Annotated in this window: 18 protein-coding genes; 6 read left to right on the top strand and 12 right to left on the bottom strand. The window is 62.5% G+C overall.

Going from position 1 to position 15937, the window contains the following annotated elements:
* Positions 1-48 precede the first annotated feature (48 nt).
* The 4 genes from M2360_RS21825 to fghA are packed head-to-tail and all read left to right on the top strand — an operon-like array spanning position 49 to position 4656.
* Positions 49-1440: a DegQ family serine endoprotease gene (locus tag M2360_RS21825; protein ID WP_280777498.1), complete on the top strand. Its 1392-nt coding sequence runs from the start codon at positions 49-51 to the stop codon at positions 1438-1440.
* Positions 1437-2744 (top strand): replication-associated recombination protein A, encoded by a 1308-nt coding sequence (locus tag M2360_RS21830; protein WP_280777499.1) that lies wholly within the window; start codon positions 1437-1439, stop codon positions 2742-2744. The genes M2360_RS21825 and M2360_RS21830 overlap by 4 nt, the downstream gene beginning before the upstream one ends.
* Positions 2745-2753: 9 nt before the next feature.
* Positions 2754-3788, top strand: coding sequence for a hypothetical protein (locus tag M2360_RS21835; protein ID WP_280777500.1), 1035 nt, complete (start codon positions 2754-2756; stop codon positions 3786-3788).
* 28 nt (positions 3789-3816) lie between these two features.
* Positions 3817-4656: an S-formylglutathione hydrolase gene (gene fghA / locus M2360_RS21840; protein ID WP_280777501.1), complete on the top strand. Its 840-nt coding sequence runs from the start codon at positions 3817-3819 to the stop codon at positions 4654-4656.
* 511 nt (positions 4657-5167) lie between these two features.
* On the opposite strand, the gene M2360_RS21845 is transcribed toward fghA, so the two are convergent.
* From M2360_RS21845 to M2360_RS21900, 12 genes are all read right to left on the bottom strand, one after another.
* Positions 5168-6073 carry a hypothetical protein gene (locus tag M2360_RS21845; protein ID WP_280777502.1) on the bottom strand — a complete coding sequence of 302 codons (906 nt, stop codon included), beginning with the start codon at positions 6071-6073 and terminating at the stop codon, positions 5168-5170.
* Between the two features lie 95 nt (positions 6074-6168).
* Positions 6169-7356 carry a hypothetical protein gene (locus M2360_RS21850; RefSeq protein WP_280777503.1) on the bottom strand — a complete coding sequence of 396 codons (1188 nt, stop codon included), beginning with the start codon at positions 7354-7356 and terminating at the stop codon, positions 6169-6171.
* Positions 7356-8174: an ATP12 family protein gene (locus M2360_RS21855; RefSeq protein ID WP_280777582.1), complete on the bottom strand. Its 819-nt coding sequence runs from the start codon at positions 8172-8174 to the stop codon at positions 7356-7358. Before M2360_RS21855 ends, M2360_RS21850 begins: the two co-directional genes overlap by 1 nt.
* A gap of 13 nt (positions 8175-8187) precedes the next feature.
* Positions 8188-8838 carry an HAD-IA family hydrolase gene (locus M2360_RS21860; protein ID WP_280777504.1) on the bottom strand — a complete coding sequence of 217 codons (651 nt, stop codon included), beginning with the start codon at positions 8836-8838 and terminating at the stop codon, positions 8188-8190.
* Positions 8839-8842: 4 nt separating this feature from the next.
* Positions 8843-9832, bottom strand: a complete 990-nt coding sequence (locus tag M2360_RS21865) for an RluA family pseudouridine synthase (protein WP_280777505.1) — start codon at positions 9830-9832, stop codon at positions 8843-8845.
* Between the two features lie 27 nt (positions 9833-9859).
* Positions 9860-10237, bottom strand: a complete 378-nt coding sequence (gene crcB / locus M2360_RS21870) for a fluoride efflux transporter CrcB (protein WP_280777506.1) — start codon at positions 10235-10237, stop codon at positions 9860-9862.
* Positions 10238-10334: 97 nt separating this feature from the next.
* Entirely contained in the window at positions 10335-10676 is a 342-nt protein-coding gene (locus M2360_RS21875; protein WP_280777507.1) for a hypothetical protein, read from the bottom strand.
* A 129-nt stretch (positions 10677-10805) separates the two neighbouring features.
* Positions 10806-11099 carry a type II toxin-antitoxin system prevent-host-death family antitoxin gene (locus tag M2360_RS21880; protein ID WP_280777508.1) on the bottom strand — a complete coding sequence of 98 codons (294 nt, stop codon included), beginning with the start codon at positions 11097-11099 and terminating at the stop codon, positions 10806-10808.
* Between the two features lie 50 nt (positions 11100-11149).
* Positions 11150-11608, bottom strand: a complete 459-nt coding sequence (locus M2360_RS21885; protein WP_280777509.1) for a YaiI/YqxD family protein — start codon at positions 11606-11608, stop codon at positions 11150-11152.
* 26 nt (positions 11609-11634) lie between these two features.
* Positions 11635-12120, bottom strand: coding sequence for a hypothetical protein (locus M2360_RS21890; protein WP_280777510.1), 486 nt, complete (start codon positions 12118-12120; stop codon positions 11635-11637).
* Between the two features lie 41 nt (positions 12121-12161).
* Positions 12162-13172, bottom strand: coding sequence for a P1 family peptidase (locus tag M2360_RS21895; protein WP_280777511.1), 1011 nt, complete (start codon positions 13170-13172; stop codon positions 12162-12164).
* Between the two features lie 93 nt (positions 13173-13265).
* The gene (locus M2360_RS21900; RefSeq protein WP_280777512.1) at positions 13266-14339 is read right to left on the bottom strand and encodes an ABC transporter substrate-binding protein; all 1074 of its coding nucleotides are present in this window, start codon (positions 14337-14339) and stop codon (positions 13266-13268) included.
* A 170-nt stretch (positions 14340-14509) separates the two neighbouring features.
* Here M2360_RS21900 and M2360_RS21905 point away from each other — a divergent pair, with 170 nt between their 5' ends.
* On the top strand, positions 14510-14959 hold the full coding sequence (locus M2360_RS21905; protein ID WP_280777583.1) for a flavin reductase: 450 nt from the start codon (positions 14510-14512) through the stop codon (positions 14957-14959).
* Between the two features lie 53 nt (positions 14960-15012).
* Entirely contained in the window at positions 15013-15933 is a 921-nt protein-coding gene (locus M2360_RS21910; protein WP_280777513.1) for a MoxR family ATPase, read from the top strand.
* Positions 15934-15937: the final 4 nt, after the last annotated feature.

Consider the following 15937-nt stretch of genomic DNA (forward strand, 5'->3'; position numbering starts at 1 on the left):
CGCGCGCTGGAATGAGAGAAAGAAAACCGCAAGAACAAAGGGAATCACATGCTGTTTCGTCCGCGCATCCTGTTGATGGTCATGGCTGTGTCACTCGCCGCGCCTGTTGGCGCGGAGGAATCGAGGACTCTTCCGCAAAGCCGAGCTGAAATTCAGCTGTCATTCGCGCCGCTCGTGAAGCAGACCGCCGGGGCGGTGGTGAATGTCTATGCCGAGAAGGTCGTGCAGCGCCCGTCGCTTTATTCTGACCCGTTTTTCCAGGAATTCTTCGGCCAGCGGCTGCCCAATCGCACGGAAAAGCAGAGTTCGCTCGGCTCGGGCGTGATCATCGGCAAGGATGGCCTCGTCGTCACCAACAACCATGTCATCTCGGGCGCCGACGACATCAAGATCGCGCTGTCGGATGGACGCGAATACTCCGCCAAGGTCACCTTCAAGGATGAGCGGCTCGATCTTGCGCTCTTGAAAGTCCAGGGCGGCGGATCGTTCGAGGCGCTGCCGATCGGCGATTCCGACGGCGTCGAAGTCGGCGATCTCGTACTGGCGGTCGGCAATCCCTTCGGCGTCGGCCAGACGGTGACGTCAGGCATCGTCTCGGCGCTGGCCCGCAACCGGGTGGGCGAGGGCGACTTCTCCTTCTTCATCCAGACCGACGCCTCGATCAATCCCGGCAATTCCGGCGGCGCGCTGATCAATATGCATGGCGAGTTGATCGGCCTCAACACCGCCATCGTCTCGCGCGACGGCGGCTCGAACGGTATCGGCTTCGCCATTCCCGCCAATCTGGTGAAAGTGTTCATCGAGGCGGGGCGCGGCGGCCAGAGCGGCTTCACTCGTCCCTATGTCGGCGCGTCCTTTGAGCCCGTGACGTCTGAAGTCGCCGAAGCACTCGGTCTCAAGCTCGCCCGTGGCGCGCTCGTCACCAAGATCGTCAAGGACGGCCCGGCGGATAAAGCGGGCCTGCGCCCAGGCGAGGTCGTCACCGCTGTCAATGGCCGCGCCGTCGAGCATCCCGACGCGCTCGGCTATCGCCTGACCACCGCCGGCCTCGGCTCGACCGTGACGCTTGCTGTCTCTGACAATGGCGAGGAGCGCGAAATCCGCATGACCCTGCAGCAGGCGCCCGAAACGCGGCCCAAGGACGAGCGGCTGATCGACGGCCGCAATCCTTTCGCCGGGGCGCTGGTGGCCAATCTGTCGCCTCGTCTCGCCCAGGAACTGCAGATGCCGGCGGAAGCCACCGGCGTGGTGATCCAGGAAATTTCCCGAGGCTCCCCGGCCGCGCGCCTCGGCTTTGCGCCCCGCGACATCATCATCGCGGTCAATGGCCAGGAGATCACCTCCACCGAGGGGCTGCAGTCCATACTCGAGTCCGATCCCAATTTCTGGCGCGTCGAGATCGATCGCGGCGGCCAGCGCATCCGGCAGTTCATTCGATGAGCAGTCTGTTCGATCATGCCGGCGTTGCTGACGCCATCCGGCCGCTCGCCGATCGTCTCCGGCCGAAAAACCTCGCCGAGGTGTCCGGCCAGGAGCACCTGACCGGGCCTGATGGCGCGCTGACGCGGATGATCGAAGCGAAATCGCTGGGCTCGATGATCTTCTGGGGACCGCCCGGCACCGGCAAGACCACCGTGGCGCGGCTGCTGAGCCGCGAAACGGATCTCTATTTCGAGCAGATCTCGGCGATCTTTTCCGGCGTCGCCGATCTCAAGAAAGTGTTCGAGGCGGCGCGGATGCGGCGGGAGCAGGGGCGTCAGACGCTGTTGTTCGTCGACGAGATCCATCGCTTCAATCGCTCGCAGCAGGACAGTTTCCTGCCGGTGATGGAGGACGGCACCATCGTGCTGGTCGGCGCCACCACCGAAAATCCGTCCTTCGAACTAAACGCCGCGCTTTTGTCGCGCGCCCGCGTGCTGACCTTCAAATCGCATGACGAGGCAAGCCTCGCCTTGCTGCTCGCCCGCGCCGAGGCCGAGATGGGCAAGCCTTTGCCCGTTGACGAGGAAGCGCGCGCGCTGCTTTTAACGCTTGCCGACGGCGACGGCCGCGCTATCCTGACATTGTCCGAGGAAGTGTGGCGGGCGGCGCGCGACGGCGAACTGTTCGATTCCGCGCAGCTGCTGAATGTCGTCCAGCGCCGCGCGCCGATCTATGACAAGGGTCAGGACGGCCATTACAATCTGATCTCGGCCCTGCACAAATCGATCCGCGGTTCCGATCCGGATGCGGCGCTCTACTATATGTGCCGGATGCTCGACGCTGGCGAAGATCCGCTGTTCGTCGCCCGCCGCTTCGTGCGCATGGCGGTGGAGGATATCGGGCTTGCCGATCCGCAGGCGCTGGTGGTCTGCAACGCCGCCAAGGACGCCTATGATTTCCTCGGTTCGCCGGAAGGGGAGCTCGCGCTCGCCAATGCCTGCATCTATCTGGCGACCGCGCCGAAATCCAACGGCGCCTATGTCGCCTATAAGGCGGCGGTGCGCGACGCGAAAGCCAATGGCTCGCTTTTGCCGCCCAAGCACATTCTCAACGCGCCGACCAAGCTGATGTCGAGCGAAGGCTATGGCGACGGCTATCGCTATGATCACGACGAGCCCGACGCTTTTTCCGGCCAGAATTATTTCCCGGAAAAGATGGGACGGCGCCGCTATTATGCGCCTCCGGAGCGCGGATTTGAGCGCGAACTAAACAAGCGTCTGCTATATTGGGCCAAACTTCGCGAGGAGCGAGGCCCAAAATGAGGATGCTGAATGGCTCTTGTCAGTCTCTGTATGCCCAGCAGGCGGCCGCTGGCGACGGCCAGGCCTTCTATCGACAATATGATCGCTTACGCGCGGGCGAGGAACTTTCGGCTGATCATCTCGGACAATTCCGATGGTCTCGACAAGGCTGGACATTACGCGCATGCCGCCGACAGGGTCACGGTTTTGCAAAATCCCGGCGCGGGACCGCTCGAAAACCTGATGCGGACGGTCGAGGCTGCCGATACGCCCTTCATACTTCCGGTCGGCGATGACGATTTCATCGAAAACGTGGCGGGCGCGCCGGGCATCGATCTCGCCAGACTGCCCGCTGATTGCGTCGGAGCGCGGCCAACCGTGGTGATTTTCGCTGAAGGGGAGCCGGAACTGCGGCGGCTCGACTACGGCTTGCCGGAGGAAACGGCGGTCGATCGTTTCCACGCATATGCGCAGCGCCGCGGCGGCTGCAATTCGCTTTACTACAGTTTTTTCCGCCGGGATTCCTTCCTGGCTGTGCATGAACCCTATTGGCGTCAGCGCAAGACCGTGATCGGTGATTTCGACTGGGCGGTGACGACGTCGCTTCTGTTCGAGGGCAAGGTCGCCCACGATCCTTCGACACTCTACCGCTATGATCTCGGGCGCTGGCGCCGGCAGGCGAGCATCGATGCGACGGTCAGGAGTTTCTATCTCGACGCCGGCCTGCCCGATTGGTCGGCCAAATTTCACACACTGTTCAAATATATCGACATCTATGTCACGACCCAGCGACCATCGCTGCGGCTGTCGGATCTCGATCGTCTGAAGGCGCTTTACACCGCTACGATCGCGCTTCTGGGCTCACTGCTGCGCAACGCAGCCCAGACCCCCGATCGCTATCGGGGTTTCGAGGATACGATCGCCGAAATCCGGACCGCCGTTAGCGATCACAGCGACGACCTATCGAGCGTGTTCGACGCCTGCGCGCGCATTGCCGGGCGCATGAAGCCTGGTTTTGAACAAGAGCTTCACGATTGGCTGGCGGCCACGCGCGCCGCGCATTAAGACGAATTAATTTCACAGGAGACTATCTATGCTCAACATCATTTCCGAAACCATCGCGCATGGCGGCATGCAGGGCGTGTTTTCGCATGCCTCCGAAACCTGCAAATGCGACATGACCTTCGCCGTCTTCGTGCCGCCGCAGGCCAAGGACGAACTGTGCCCGGTAGTGTGGTATCTTTCGGGGCTGACATGCACCCACGCCAATGTCATGGAGAAGGGCGAATATCGCCGTCTCGCCGCCGAACTCGGCCTGATCATCGTCTGCCCAGACACCTCGCCGCGCGGCAATGATGTGCCGGATGAACTGACCAATTGGCAGATGGGCAAGGGCGCAGGCTTCTATCTCGACGCCACCGAGGCGCCCTGGGCCGAAAACTATCAGATGTACAGCTACATCACCCAGGAATTGCCCGAGCTGATCGGCAAGACCTTCCGCGCCGACATGACGCGACAGGGCATTTTCGGCCATTCCATGGGCGGCCATGGCGCGCTCACCATTGCGCTCAAACATCCCGACCGCTTCAAGAGCTGCTCGGCGTTTGCGCCGATCGTCCAGCCATCCACCGCCGACTGGTCGCGTCCGGCTTTGGAAAAATATCTCGGTACGGACGAAATGGCCTGGCGGAAATATGACGCTGTGGCGCTGGTCGAGGACGGCATGTCCTTCCCGGAATTCCTGATCGACCAAGGCCTCGCCGACAGTTTCCTACAGACGGGCCTGCGCCCATGGCTGTTTGAGGAAGCGCTTGAAAACACCGACATGAAGCTGACGCTGCGCAATCACGAGCGCTACGATCATTCCTACTACTTCATCTCGACTTTCATGGAAGACCATCTGCGTTGGCATGCGGAGCGACTGGCGAAGTGAGCCCGGACTGACTGCGCCGCGACATCGATCGCCGTCCTGCTCGGGCTTGTCCCGAGCATCTACCCACGCGTTATCCTTCGCGACGTCGCGGACGGGTGGAACGGCTCAGACCCTCGGCACAGGGCCGAGGGTGACGATCGCGAGGGTGTGCCGCTGGGCATGATCGGCCCCGCTGATCGAGGCGCAACGCTCACCGCCGTCCTGCTCGGGCTTGTCCCGAGCATCTACCCAAGGGTTATCCTTTACGACGTTGCTGACGGGTTGAACGGCTCAGACCCTAGGCACGATGCCGAGGTGGACGATGGAGAGGGTGTGCCGTTGGGCATGATCTGCCCCGCTGATCGAGGCGCAACGCTCACCGCCGTCCTGCTCGGGCTTGTCCCGAGCATCTACCCACGCGTTATCCTTCACGACGTGGCGAACGGCGCAAGGCCGAGGGTGACGATACGTTCTATTCTGGAGGCATTCTCGCCTTGCCGGCATGGCCGGCAAAGCGATTTTCACGAGCAATTCAGCACTTCTTCTCCAGCGTTTCCACGCAGGGCTCGCTATCGTCCGCCGGGGCGTCAGCAGGCGGCTCGGAGTTCGCCTGTTTCGGCTGCGGCGCGACATCCGCCTGAGCGCCGGTTTCAGGCGGCGTCGGGGTTTCCGTTTTTTTCGGCATGATCACGACCTTCGCCTTGGCGCCGTCTTCCACGGTGGCGGGTGCTGCGGCTTCGGGTTGCGCGGCGCCGTTCAGCCCCGCCTGCGGCACTGTCGCCGGCGCCGTCGGTTCAGAAACCGGGGTCTTGGAGTTCAGCAGCGGATCCTGATCGGCGCCGACGACTGGCGCGTTTTTCAGGGGAATGACGATCGGCTCGACCTGGGGCTCGGCGGCGGGCGCGACTGGCTGCTCGCCGGGCTGCAGGGGTCCGCGCATCTTGGTCGAAAGACGGGGATCATGGGTGAGGCGCTTGACGATCGGCGGCTGGTTCAGGCGATATTCGGAGCGCAGGCGGGCTGCAATCGCCTCGGCGGCGGCCCATTTGGCGGCGCGATTGTCGACCGAGAGGCTGAGCACCAGATAGCTTTTCACATGCAGGGGATGGCCTGAGACAACGTCGCTGAGCATCACCGAAATCTCGGTCTGCGTCTGCAGGCCATCTTCGGTCGGAACCTGCTGGACGTCGACGATATGCACCGTCATCACCGCCCTGGGCATGGGAACGGGTCGCACGGTGGCGGCGATCGCGTCGTCGAGCCGGTCCTGAATGGCGGTCATCAGTTTTTTCGGGGCCCCGGCGTTGCCGGTCACCAGCGCGGCGCGGACCTCGTAGATCTGCGTCACTTCGGGCAGGCTCTTGGGTCTCGCTCCGCAGGCGGACAGCAAGACGCCAGCCGCTAAGATGACGACCACGCGCAGAAAAAGCCCCAGCATCGTTCGATTCCCCCATAAGCAAGTGCTTAAGCGACCATGAACGTTTATGGTTAGCGTAGGGTTAATGCGGACGCGGGGCGGCCAAGATCAGCCGCTCAGACGGTGTAGAAATCATCCGCGTGGAGTGTCGGGGCGTTGGAAATCACGCCGATGCGCTGTCGGGCATGCTGGGCGCCGTCCCCGTCAGCGTCGAAATAGAGTACGCCGCTTTCGCGAACATAAAGAATGCGCGTCGCGTCGCCGAACGTCTTGCCCTGCTTGAATTCCGCGGCCTCCAGTTCGCCCTTGCCGAGCGCATCGAAGATGTTGCCGTCCAGCTCAATGCGATCGCGGCCGGATTTGAAATCGCCGATTGTGTCGGCGTTCTTCCCGGTGCGGTCGAAGACGAAAATGTCGTTGCCGCCGCCGCCAAACAACTGATCGGAACCGATGCCGCCGCGCAGATAGTCGTTGCCGCCCTGGCCATAGAGCCGGTCATCGCCGGCCATGCCGAACAATCGATCCCGGCCGCCATCGCCTTTGAGCAGATCGTCGCCAGCGCGTGCGCCATAGGTCGAAAAGCCGTGTTGCACGCTCTCGAGCGTCACGCTCCCCTTGCCACGAACAATTTCGGCGCCAATTTCATAACCGGAAACGAAGTCGCTTTCGTCCACCAAACCGCGCGCGACCAGCTCCGTGAGCACGTCGCGCATATCGACGCTGGCCTTGAGGGCGTCCTTGTCCGGAATCAAGGCTATGTAGCGCCAGGTCTGGTCATTGTCGCCGGCCTGGAAATCGCCATAGGTGATGATGGTGTAATTGACGCCCCTGTTGGCGTAACGTCCGACAACCGAGGCTGGGTCGATGTCGAACTCATAGGCATGCGCCCAAACCATCAGTTCGGTGGTGATCGTCTCGCTTCCGCCGAGTTCCTTGCCGGTCAGCCAGAGATCATAGGCGACGTTGAAATTGCTGGTCTGTCCGCTGATGGCGATGTCATGCGAGACGACAAAGTTCTTGATGTCGGAAATCCGGCTGCTGAGGCTGTCCGGCCGTTGCGCCGGCGGAAGCGACTCGTCCCATGGCTTGTAGCCGACAATGAGTTCAGGATAGGCGAGCACATCGTCGGAGGCGGACGGCCAGTTCCAGGCGAAGGTAATGTCGCGACTGAGGTCGGTGGGATCGTGGGTGACGGTCTGTTTATAGTCGACGCCGGACTGGAGCTCGCCCTTGTTCCAGACATTGTTGCTGATCACACGGTCGCCGAGCCTGTAACTATCCCAATCCCGCGTCAGTTTCGCCATCACATATCCGCCGCCCTATCGCTCGCCTGATCCTGATGCATCGCGCCGAACAGGTCCGCTGCGGTCTTCATCTCGACCCACCGGGCTTTGCGCCGCGCCTCTGCTTCGGCGTCAGATCCCCATTGCTCGATATTGAAATCTTCGTCGACATGGGCGGCCACCCAGGCCGCTTCGGCGTCGAGCTTGCCCTTGGCGAAAGCCAGCGCCAGAAGCGCGGAGCCGGTCAGGGTGGTGATCGTGTGCAGGGCTGCGAGCGCGAGAGGCGCATGATGATCAGAAAGTGCGCGGCGATAGGCGTCAAGCGCCTCGCCTGGCTGTTCCTGATGCATGACGCCGGCGGCCAGAATGAAGCGCGCGCCAAGCGCATCCGCCGCCCAGAACAGCACCGGATCCCAATGCTTTGCCTGAAGGTTGGAAAGTCGCTCGGGGTGTTCGGCGCGGTAGCAAAGGAGATCCGTGCCGGCAAAGGAGACGATGTCTTCCGCGACAGCGTCGATCTCTCGGGCAATGCCGTCGATGGCGGTGTTGGCCAACCGCGTCGCCGGCATTTTGGCGGGATTGATCTCCTCGACCTGGGCGCGCCATTCCGCAGCGACGATTTCGGCGGCGGCGGCTGTCGGCAGCACGAGGGCAGATTTCATCGGCGTCTTGACCGGGCGGCCGTCGAGCAGGATCTGATAACCGGCTTCGGATTGCTCGACCGACACGTCCTTGTAGAAACGCTTCGGCAGCGGCCGCTTCATCTGGATCTGGGCGCGGCGTGTCGGGTCTTCATCCGAAAGCACCGGGGCTGCCAGATCGCTGAAAATGTCGCGCATGGATTTTTCGTCTTCAGACATGGGCCAGGATCTCCAGAGGGGAATGAAGCACGGCGTCGGCGCCGGCTTCCCAGAGCGAGTCAACTGCGCAATAGCCCCAGGAGACGCCAATTGCTTTCGCTCCGGCGGCTTTCGCCATGCCCATATCGTAGATGGAATCGCCGATGACAATGGTGTCGGCGGCGTCGATACCCGCGTCGGTGCAGCATTCCAGCACCATGGCGGGATGCGGCTTGGAAGGGCAGTCATCCGCCGTGCGAGACACGAAGAAGGTCTTCTCGAAGCCATGCGCATCGACGATCAGGTTCAGCCCGCGCCGCGACTTGCCGGTGACCGCGCCGAGCAGCAGGTCGTCGCGCGCCGACAGCGTGTCCATGACATGGGCGATGTCGTCAAACAGCGGCTCCTGAAAATGCGGCAGCGCGCGGACATCGCTATAGATCGACTTGTAATGCGCCGTCATCGCGGCCACGCGCTCATCGACATGCTCCTGGCCCATGATGCGGGCGATGGCGCTGTCGAGCGTGATGCCGATGATGGATTTCGTCGCCTCGTAAGTCGGCTCGGGCATGTCGTGATGCACGAAGGTGCGCACCATGACTTCATGGATCAGCTTTCCGCTATCGACCAGCGTGCCGTCGCAATCGAAAAGAACCAACTTCACAGGCTCATTCCCCGTAATCGTCGCCGTTGCCTTCCTCGAAGCCGAGCAGGTTCCAGGTCTGGACCATATGCGGGGGAAGGGGGGCTGTTACGCGCAGGCGGCCGCCGTCGGGATGCGGAATATCGATGTGGCGGGCATGCAGATGCAGTTTGTTCTGCACGCCGCCCGGGAAATCCCAGCCCTGTTCGGCCTCGAAATATTTGGGATCGCCGATAATCGGATGGCCGATATGGGCGGCATGGACGCGCAGCTGGTGGGTGCGGCCGGTATAGGGCTCCATTTCCAGCCATGTCAGGCGCTGGGCGGCGTGTTCGCGGACGCGGTAATAGGACACGGCGTGATCGGCGCCGTCTTCGCCATGCTTGGCGACGCGCATGCGATCGCCATCCGGCGTCTGTTCCTTGACCAACCAGGTCGAAATCTTGCCTTCATGCGGCTTGGGCATGCCCTTGACCAGCGCCCAATAGGTCTTCTTGGTGTCGCGCTCGCGGAAGGCGCCGGTCAGCGCCTGCGCCGCGCCGCGGGTGCGGGCGATCACCAAAACGCCGGTGGTGTCGCGATCGAGACGATGGCAGAGGCGGGGCTTTTCGCCGCGCGGGCTCGTCCAGGCTTCCAACATCTTGTCGACATTGCGCACCACGCCGGAGCCGCCCTGCACGGGCAAGCCATGCGGCTTGTTGAGCACGATGACCTTCTTGTCTTCATAGAGCACCATGCGCGACAGAAGCTCGTGATCGCTGGAATGCGAGAGCTCCTTGCCCGACAGCGGCTTGCCCTTTTTCTCATCAACGTCGAGCGGCGGCACGCGCACCATCTGGCCGGGCTGGACGCGGGTATCGGATTTTACCCGGCCGCCATCGACGCGCACCTGGCCGGAACGCAGCAATTTCTGCAGCGGGCCGAAGCCCAGTCCGGGATAGTGAACCTTGAACCAGCGATCGAGCCGCATGCCCGCTTCGTCTGTTTCCACCTGTTTATGCTCTACGCCAGCCATCGTCTCAATTTTCCTTTTTGGCAGGCTTTAGAGCAAAGCGCGCCCGAGCGCCAGCCCTGCGAAAACCGCCGCCAGCGAGATCACCAGCGTGGCGGCCACATAGGCGAAAGCGAGGCCGAGGTCGCCGCGCTCGAACAAAGTGGCGAAATCGAGCGAAAAAGACGACAGCGTCGTCAACCCGCCCATGACGCCGGTGACCAGAAACAGCCGCATTTCCATCGACGCATTGAGCCTGCGCGCGATCAGCTCCACCAGGAGGCCGATGGCGAAAGAACCGGCGATGTTGACGATCAGCGTGCCCCAGGGAAAGGACGGGCCAAACAGGCGGGTGGTCAAAACGCCTGTGAGATAGCGGGCGACGGAGCCGAGTGCGCCGCCGAGCGCGACGAGGAGGATGGGGAGCATGATGGTGTCTCTGTTTTGATCGCGTCGCCCGTTGGGCGGCATTTACTGCTTTCCATGTGGGCGTGATGCTTGTCAAATCACAGACATGGTCAACCGCTCAGCCGTCCGCGGGTGGATCAAGACGCTTGGTCACTTTCAGACGTTGAAGACGCGCGGTTTCCAGAAAATGCCGCTTCACCTCTTCAAACCAGTCCGTCGGCAGTGGCCCAAGCACGCAGCTGTCGTCCTGGAGCTTTCTCGACGATATCCACTTTGCGGGGCGCAAATCAGGACCTGGCCAAACGAAAATATTGATCTCATTGGTGTAGAGCCATTGCGGCCTGTCGTCGAGGCCGAGCCAACGCGCCAGCTTTCGCGGCACTTCGAGCGCGCGTTCGGTCGGTTTTGGCGGTTTGTGGGATATGCCGAGGGCATAGACCAGCGGAGACCCAAATTCCATGGACTTCGCCAGGATCAATGCTGTCGGATAGACTTTTTCACCGTCTTCACGTCTGTCTGCTTTTGACGACCACAAATATTCGTAGGCGACTACATAACCCACCGGCGGCGCAGGCGGGATCCGCATCGATTACCTCAATGTGCTATGAAGCGCTGAATCCCCGGCGTCATCGGGAAGATCGTCGAGATTAAAAGGCGTCTCAATAGCCACCTCCGCCTTCGCTATCAGGTCGAGATCTTCGTCCGCCAGATCTCCTGCCGAGGCTCGCATGCGAAAGCTGCGCCAGAGGGTGTCAAACAGTTCCGCAGATACGAGATACGCTGAGGGGCGTCCACGGTCTGTGATCTCGATAGGACCGCTTTGGATCCGATCCCGCCAAGATCCAAATTCACGTTCAAACTCGGATGCCTTAACAGACGCCATGTGGTCTCTCCTTGGATGCAAGATAACGCGTCAGCAACTGTCGTGCAATCTTATACCCCCGCCTTCGCCCGCCGGCACAATTTCTCCAGCGTTTCCAGAAAAGCCGAGCGATCCCGGGGAGAAAAGGCGGCGTTGTAGCCTTTGCTTTCGCCGGTTTCGCGCAGGTGCTGGCCGAGGTCGCGCATGGCCGAGGCCATGCCGATATTGGTCTGGTCGAAGACGCGGCCGGTCGGGCCGGTTACATGCGCGCCCTTGGCCACGCAGCGCACGGCGAGCGGCACATCGGCGGTGATGACGATGTCGTTGTCCTTGACCTCGTCGGCGATCCAGTTGTCGGCCGCGTCAAAACCATTGGACACGATAATGTTGCGCACAAGCGGATCGCGCGACGGGCGCAAGCCGGAATTGGCGACCAATGTCACCCTGAGACCATGCCGTTCGGCGACTTTCAGGATTTCGGGTTTCACCGGGCAGGCGTCGGCGTCGACATAGATTTCGATGGCGGACAAGAGATCTCCGTTTAGCGTCGTGCGGATCAGGGTTTTGGCGCGGCGGGCGCTTGCGCGCGGGGTTTGGTGTCGGTTTTGACTGTCGCCGTCTTGGTCTTGGTGGGGGTCTGACCATCTTTCGGCGTCCAGGTCTCATAAGCGACGCGGTTGAGGTTTTCATAGGTCCAGGCGCCGCTCCAGCTGCCATCGGCCTGTTCGGAATAGACGGCGAGGCCGACATCCTTGCCGCTGCGGAACAGGATCGAAATCGCGCTGTCGCTCTCTGACGCCGGCGCCGGCGTGAACAGGCCGTCAATGACAGCGCCGCCGATACCCGTGCCGGTGAATTTCGTCGAACCGACGACCCAGATCGCCTTGTAGGTCTCGCCGTCACGGGTGATGGAGATCTTGCCCTGATAGGCGCCCGATCCGTCGGCATTGCCGCCCTTGACCAACCATGAGCCGGTGGGGTCGGCAAGCACTGGGCCGGCCGTCGCGGCGGCAAGCAGGAGACCTGTAAGGAAGGCGCGCATAGATGGCTCCGTGAATCGGATTTTTTCTGAGGGTGAACTTATCAGGCGCGGGCGCGGTCCGTCCACACCGGCAGCAGGTCGCCGTCCTCGGCTTGGGCTGAGTAGACGCCGCGGGCGATGGCGCGGGCCATAACGGCTGCGGCGGCTGCAGACAGCGCCACAAAATCCATCGGTTCCGGCCGACGCCCGGATGCGCCGGTCGCCAATGCAAAAACGATATCGCCGTCAAACGGCGTATGCGAGGGCCAGAGCGCATGGGCGAAACCGTCATGCGCCGCCATCGCCAGCCGCTTGGCTTCGGCCTTGGTCAGGATCGCATCGGTGGCGATGACGGCGATGGTGGTGTTGGCGTCTTTCGGCTGTCCCAGATCCATTTTGGTGAAGATCCTGGCTGCGTCCTCCGGCAGGTGTGGCGGCAGTCCGAGCCCGCCGAACTCGTCTTCGATCTCGAACGTCGCCGCGCGAAAATAGGGCGTTGCGCCGAAGGTGGCGGAGCCCAGTGCATTGACGGCGGCAAGGGCGCCCACAGTGAAGCCGTTCGGAAGGACGGCCGATGCAGAACCCAGCCCGCCCTTGAGGCCCGCCGTCAGCGCGCCGGCGCCGGCGCCGACCGAGCCGAGTTCGAACTCGGCCGAAGCTGCGAGAGCCGCCTCGTAGCCGAGATTGCGATAGGGCGAGTGGCGCTCCCAGTCCTTGTCGCCGCCGTTCAACAGGTCGAACAGGATCGCGGCGGGCACGATCGGCACGCGCACCGAGCCGACCGCGAAGCCTCGGCCCATCTCCCGCAAGGCCGATTGCACGCCTGACGCCGCATCGAGGCCGAAGGCGGAGCCGCCCGACAGCGTGATGGCGTCCACGGTCTGCACCGTGTTGTGCGGCTCCAGAAGATCAGTCTCGCGGGTTCCAGGCGCGCCGCCCATCACATGCGCTGCGGCGACGGCCGGCGGATCACAGAGAATGGCGGTGACGCCGGATTTCAGCCTCGGGTCTGTCACATGCCCCACGGTGAGGCCGGCGACGTCGGTCAGCAGGTTGCGCGGGCCAGCTTTCATAAGGATCTCCATGGGTTGGAGGGATTGGCTCGAAATGTGAGTCACCGACTTGAGACATTGAATCCGGCTGGCAGCGCAAGCCTATGACGCGCCTTACTCCACCGTCACGGCGGGCTCGAATCTCTCACCCGTCCAGCGCATCAGTGTGAAGGGATTACTCGCCATTTCATGGGCCTTGGTGAAGCGGATTTGCCCGAGCGCAGTGTCGAAGGGCGTGTCGACAAGCGCCTCGGCCATGTCGGCGCCGCTATTGGCGGAGATCTCGGCGGCGTCGATGGCGATGGTGACGGCCGCATAAGCGGGCAAAACATAGCCATCGGCGTTCTGCCCGGTGGCGGCCAGCGCCTCGACTGCCGTTTTCGCCTCCGGCTGTTCCGCCCAGTCAGGCAGGGTCACGGCGAGCACGCCTGATACGAGCGGATTGTCGAGATCCACCGCGTTCAGCGCATCTCCGCCGAGAAAGACCAGCGGCAGGCCGGCTTTTTTAGCGTCACGCGCCATCACCGCCATGTCGCCGCGATCGGCTGCGGCGAAAACATGGGTAACTCCGGCCTTGGCAAGGCGTCGCATCAGTTGCGTCTGAACTTCCTGGGCGGGGCGGAACGTATCGGTGAAGGTTGCCTTGAGACCTTGCGTCTCCAGCGTGTTGCGCACCCATTCGGCGGTGTCGCGGCTGGTGATCGTGCCGTCGTCGAGAATGGCGAAGGGCTTGTCCGCCCAATAGCGGCGAATGCTGGCGGCGATCAATTCGCGTTCGGACTGCGCGCCGGGGGCAAGCCGGAACAAAGGCCAGCCATGCTTGAGCGCGTCTTCCATGGGAATGGGCGCGCGGATGCCGATGGTGATCACCGGGATTTTCGCCGCCGCCAGCGGCGCAAGCGAACCGTCGAGCGATTCCGCGCACAGGAGCCCGATCGCCGCCTTGGCGCCCGCAGCCTTGATCGCCTCCGCGAGCGCGGGCCCCGAGCCGTCCTTGCAGGTCTCGCTCAGCAAGACCAGTTCCGCCTTGTCTCCCGCCGCCGCATTGGCCCCGCGCCGCACCTGGTCGCCCAGCAATCCCAATGCCTCGCCCTCGGGGGCGACCACGGCGATCTTGACCGGGGCGGAAAGCGCGGTCGTGGCGAAGGCCGCGACGAGGGCGGCGAGGAGGAACGGCTTGATCGACATAGGTTTTCGTCCCCTGGCGGTGAGAGCGCATCAAAAGCCGGATTGGCGTAAATTCGCAAGCGCTTATCGCTTGGCTTCGAACTTTTTCAATCCTTCGCCTGTATATAGCGTCGTCAACAACAATCGAAGGCGGGAAGACATTGGTCGAAGCCAAACTCTATCGCGACGCCATGGCGCGTTATGCCGGGCATGTGCAGATCGTCACCACGGCGCTGAATGGCGAACGCCGCGGGGTGGCGGTCACCGCCGCCTGCTCGGTGTCGGATGCGCCGCCGACGGTGCTCGTCTGCCTCAACCACAACAATGAGAAGAACAAGATCTTCTTCGACAGCGGCGTCTTCGCGCTGAATTCTCTCGCCGCCCATCACCAGCCGTTGAGCCACGCGTTCTCGGGCTTGGAAAAACTGACGATGGACGAGCGGTTTGCTCGGGGAGAGTGGGATGCGCTCGCCACCGGCGCACCGACGCTGAAAGATGCGGTGGCGACCTATGACTGCCGTGTGGTGCAGATGATCCCCTATACGACGCATACGATTTTGATCGGCGAAGTCGCATCCCTGCGACTGGGCGGGCAGGATGCCGCGCTTGTCTATATGGACCGTGCCTATCATTCGCTGTAGGCTGACGCGGACGGATGCCCGCGCGCAACGCCGGGTCTAAAGGAGTTCGCCTGATGGTCCAGACCGCGCTGCCCGCTTCGATCGACGAAACGCTGCGGCTTCTGGAAAGTCAGGATTATCTCGCCGGCCGGCCGCTTGCCACGGTGCTGTATCTCGCGCTGAAGCTCCGGCGGCCGCTGTTTCTCGAAGGCGACGCCGGCGTCGGCAAGACCGAAATCGCCAAAGTGCTCGCCAAGGGGCTGGGCCGCGAGCTCATTCGACTGCAATGTTACGAAGGGCTCGACGTCTCATCGGCCGTTTATGAATGGAATTATCCCGCCCAGATGCTGGATATCCGCCTGGCGGAAGCTGAAGGCGTCACCGATCGCGGCCGGCTCGAAAGGGATCTTTTCTCGGAAAAGCACCTCATCCGCCGTCCGGTCTTGCAGGCGCTGTCCAACGCGTCGGGTGCGGCGCCGGTGTTTCTGATCGACGAACTCGACCGCACCGACGAGGCGTTTGAGGCGTTTCTGCTGGAAATCCTTTCCGACTATCAGGTGACGATCCCGGAATTCGGCACGATCAAGGCTGCCGAGCCGCCCATCGTCATCATCACCACCAATCGCACCCGCGAGGTGCATGACGCGCTCAAGCGGCGCTGCCTCTATCACTGGGTCGATTATCCCAGTGCGTCGCTGGAACTCGCGATCGTCAGGCGCAAGGTTCCCGGCTGCAACGAGCGGCTGGCCTCCGAAATCGTCGGCTATGTGCAGAGGCTGAGAAGGCTCGATCTTTTCAAGAACCCGGGGATCGCCGAGACGATCGACTGGGCGACCGCGCTCACCGAACTTGATCGAGTCGCGCTCGATCCGGAAACCATTTCCGACACGGTCGGCGCGCTTTTGAAATATCAGGAAGACATTGCTCGAATTCAAGGCAGCGAGGGGCGCCAGGCGCTTGACGCCGTCAAGGCCGAGCTTCTGGCTGTGGGCTAGGCGC

Origin of the sequence: Rhizobium sp. SG_E_25_P2, assembly GCF_029892285.1 — a bacterium.
Classification (GTDB): domain Bacteria; phylum Pseudomonadota; class Alphaproteobacteria; order Rhizobiales; family Rhizobiaceae; genus Rhizobium_E.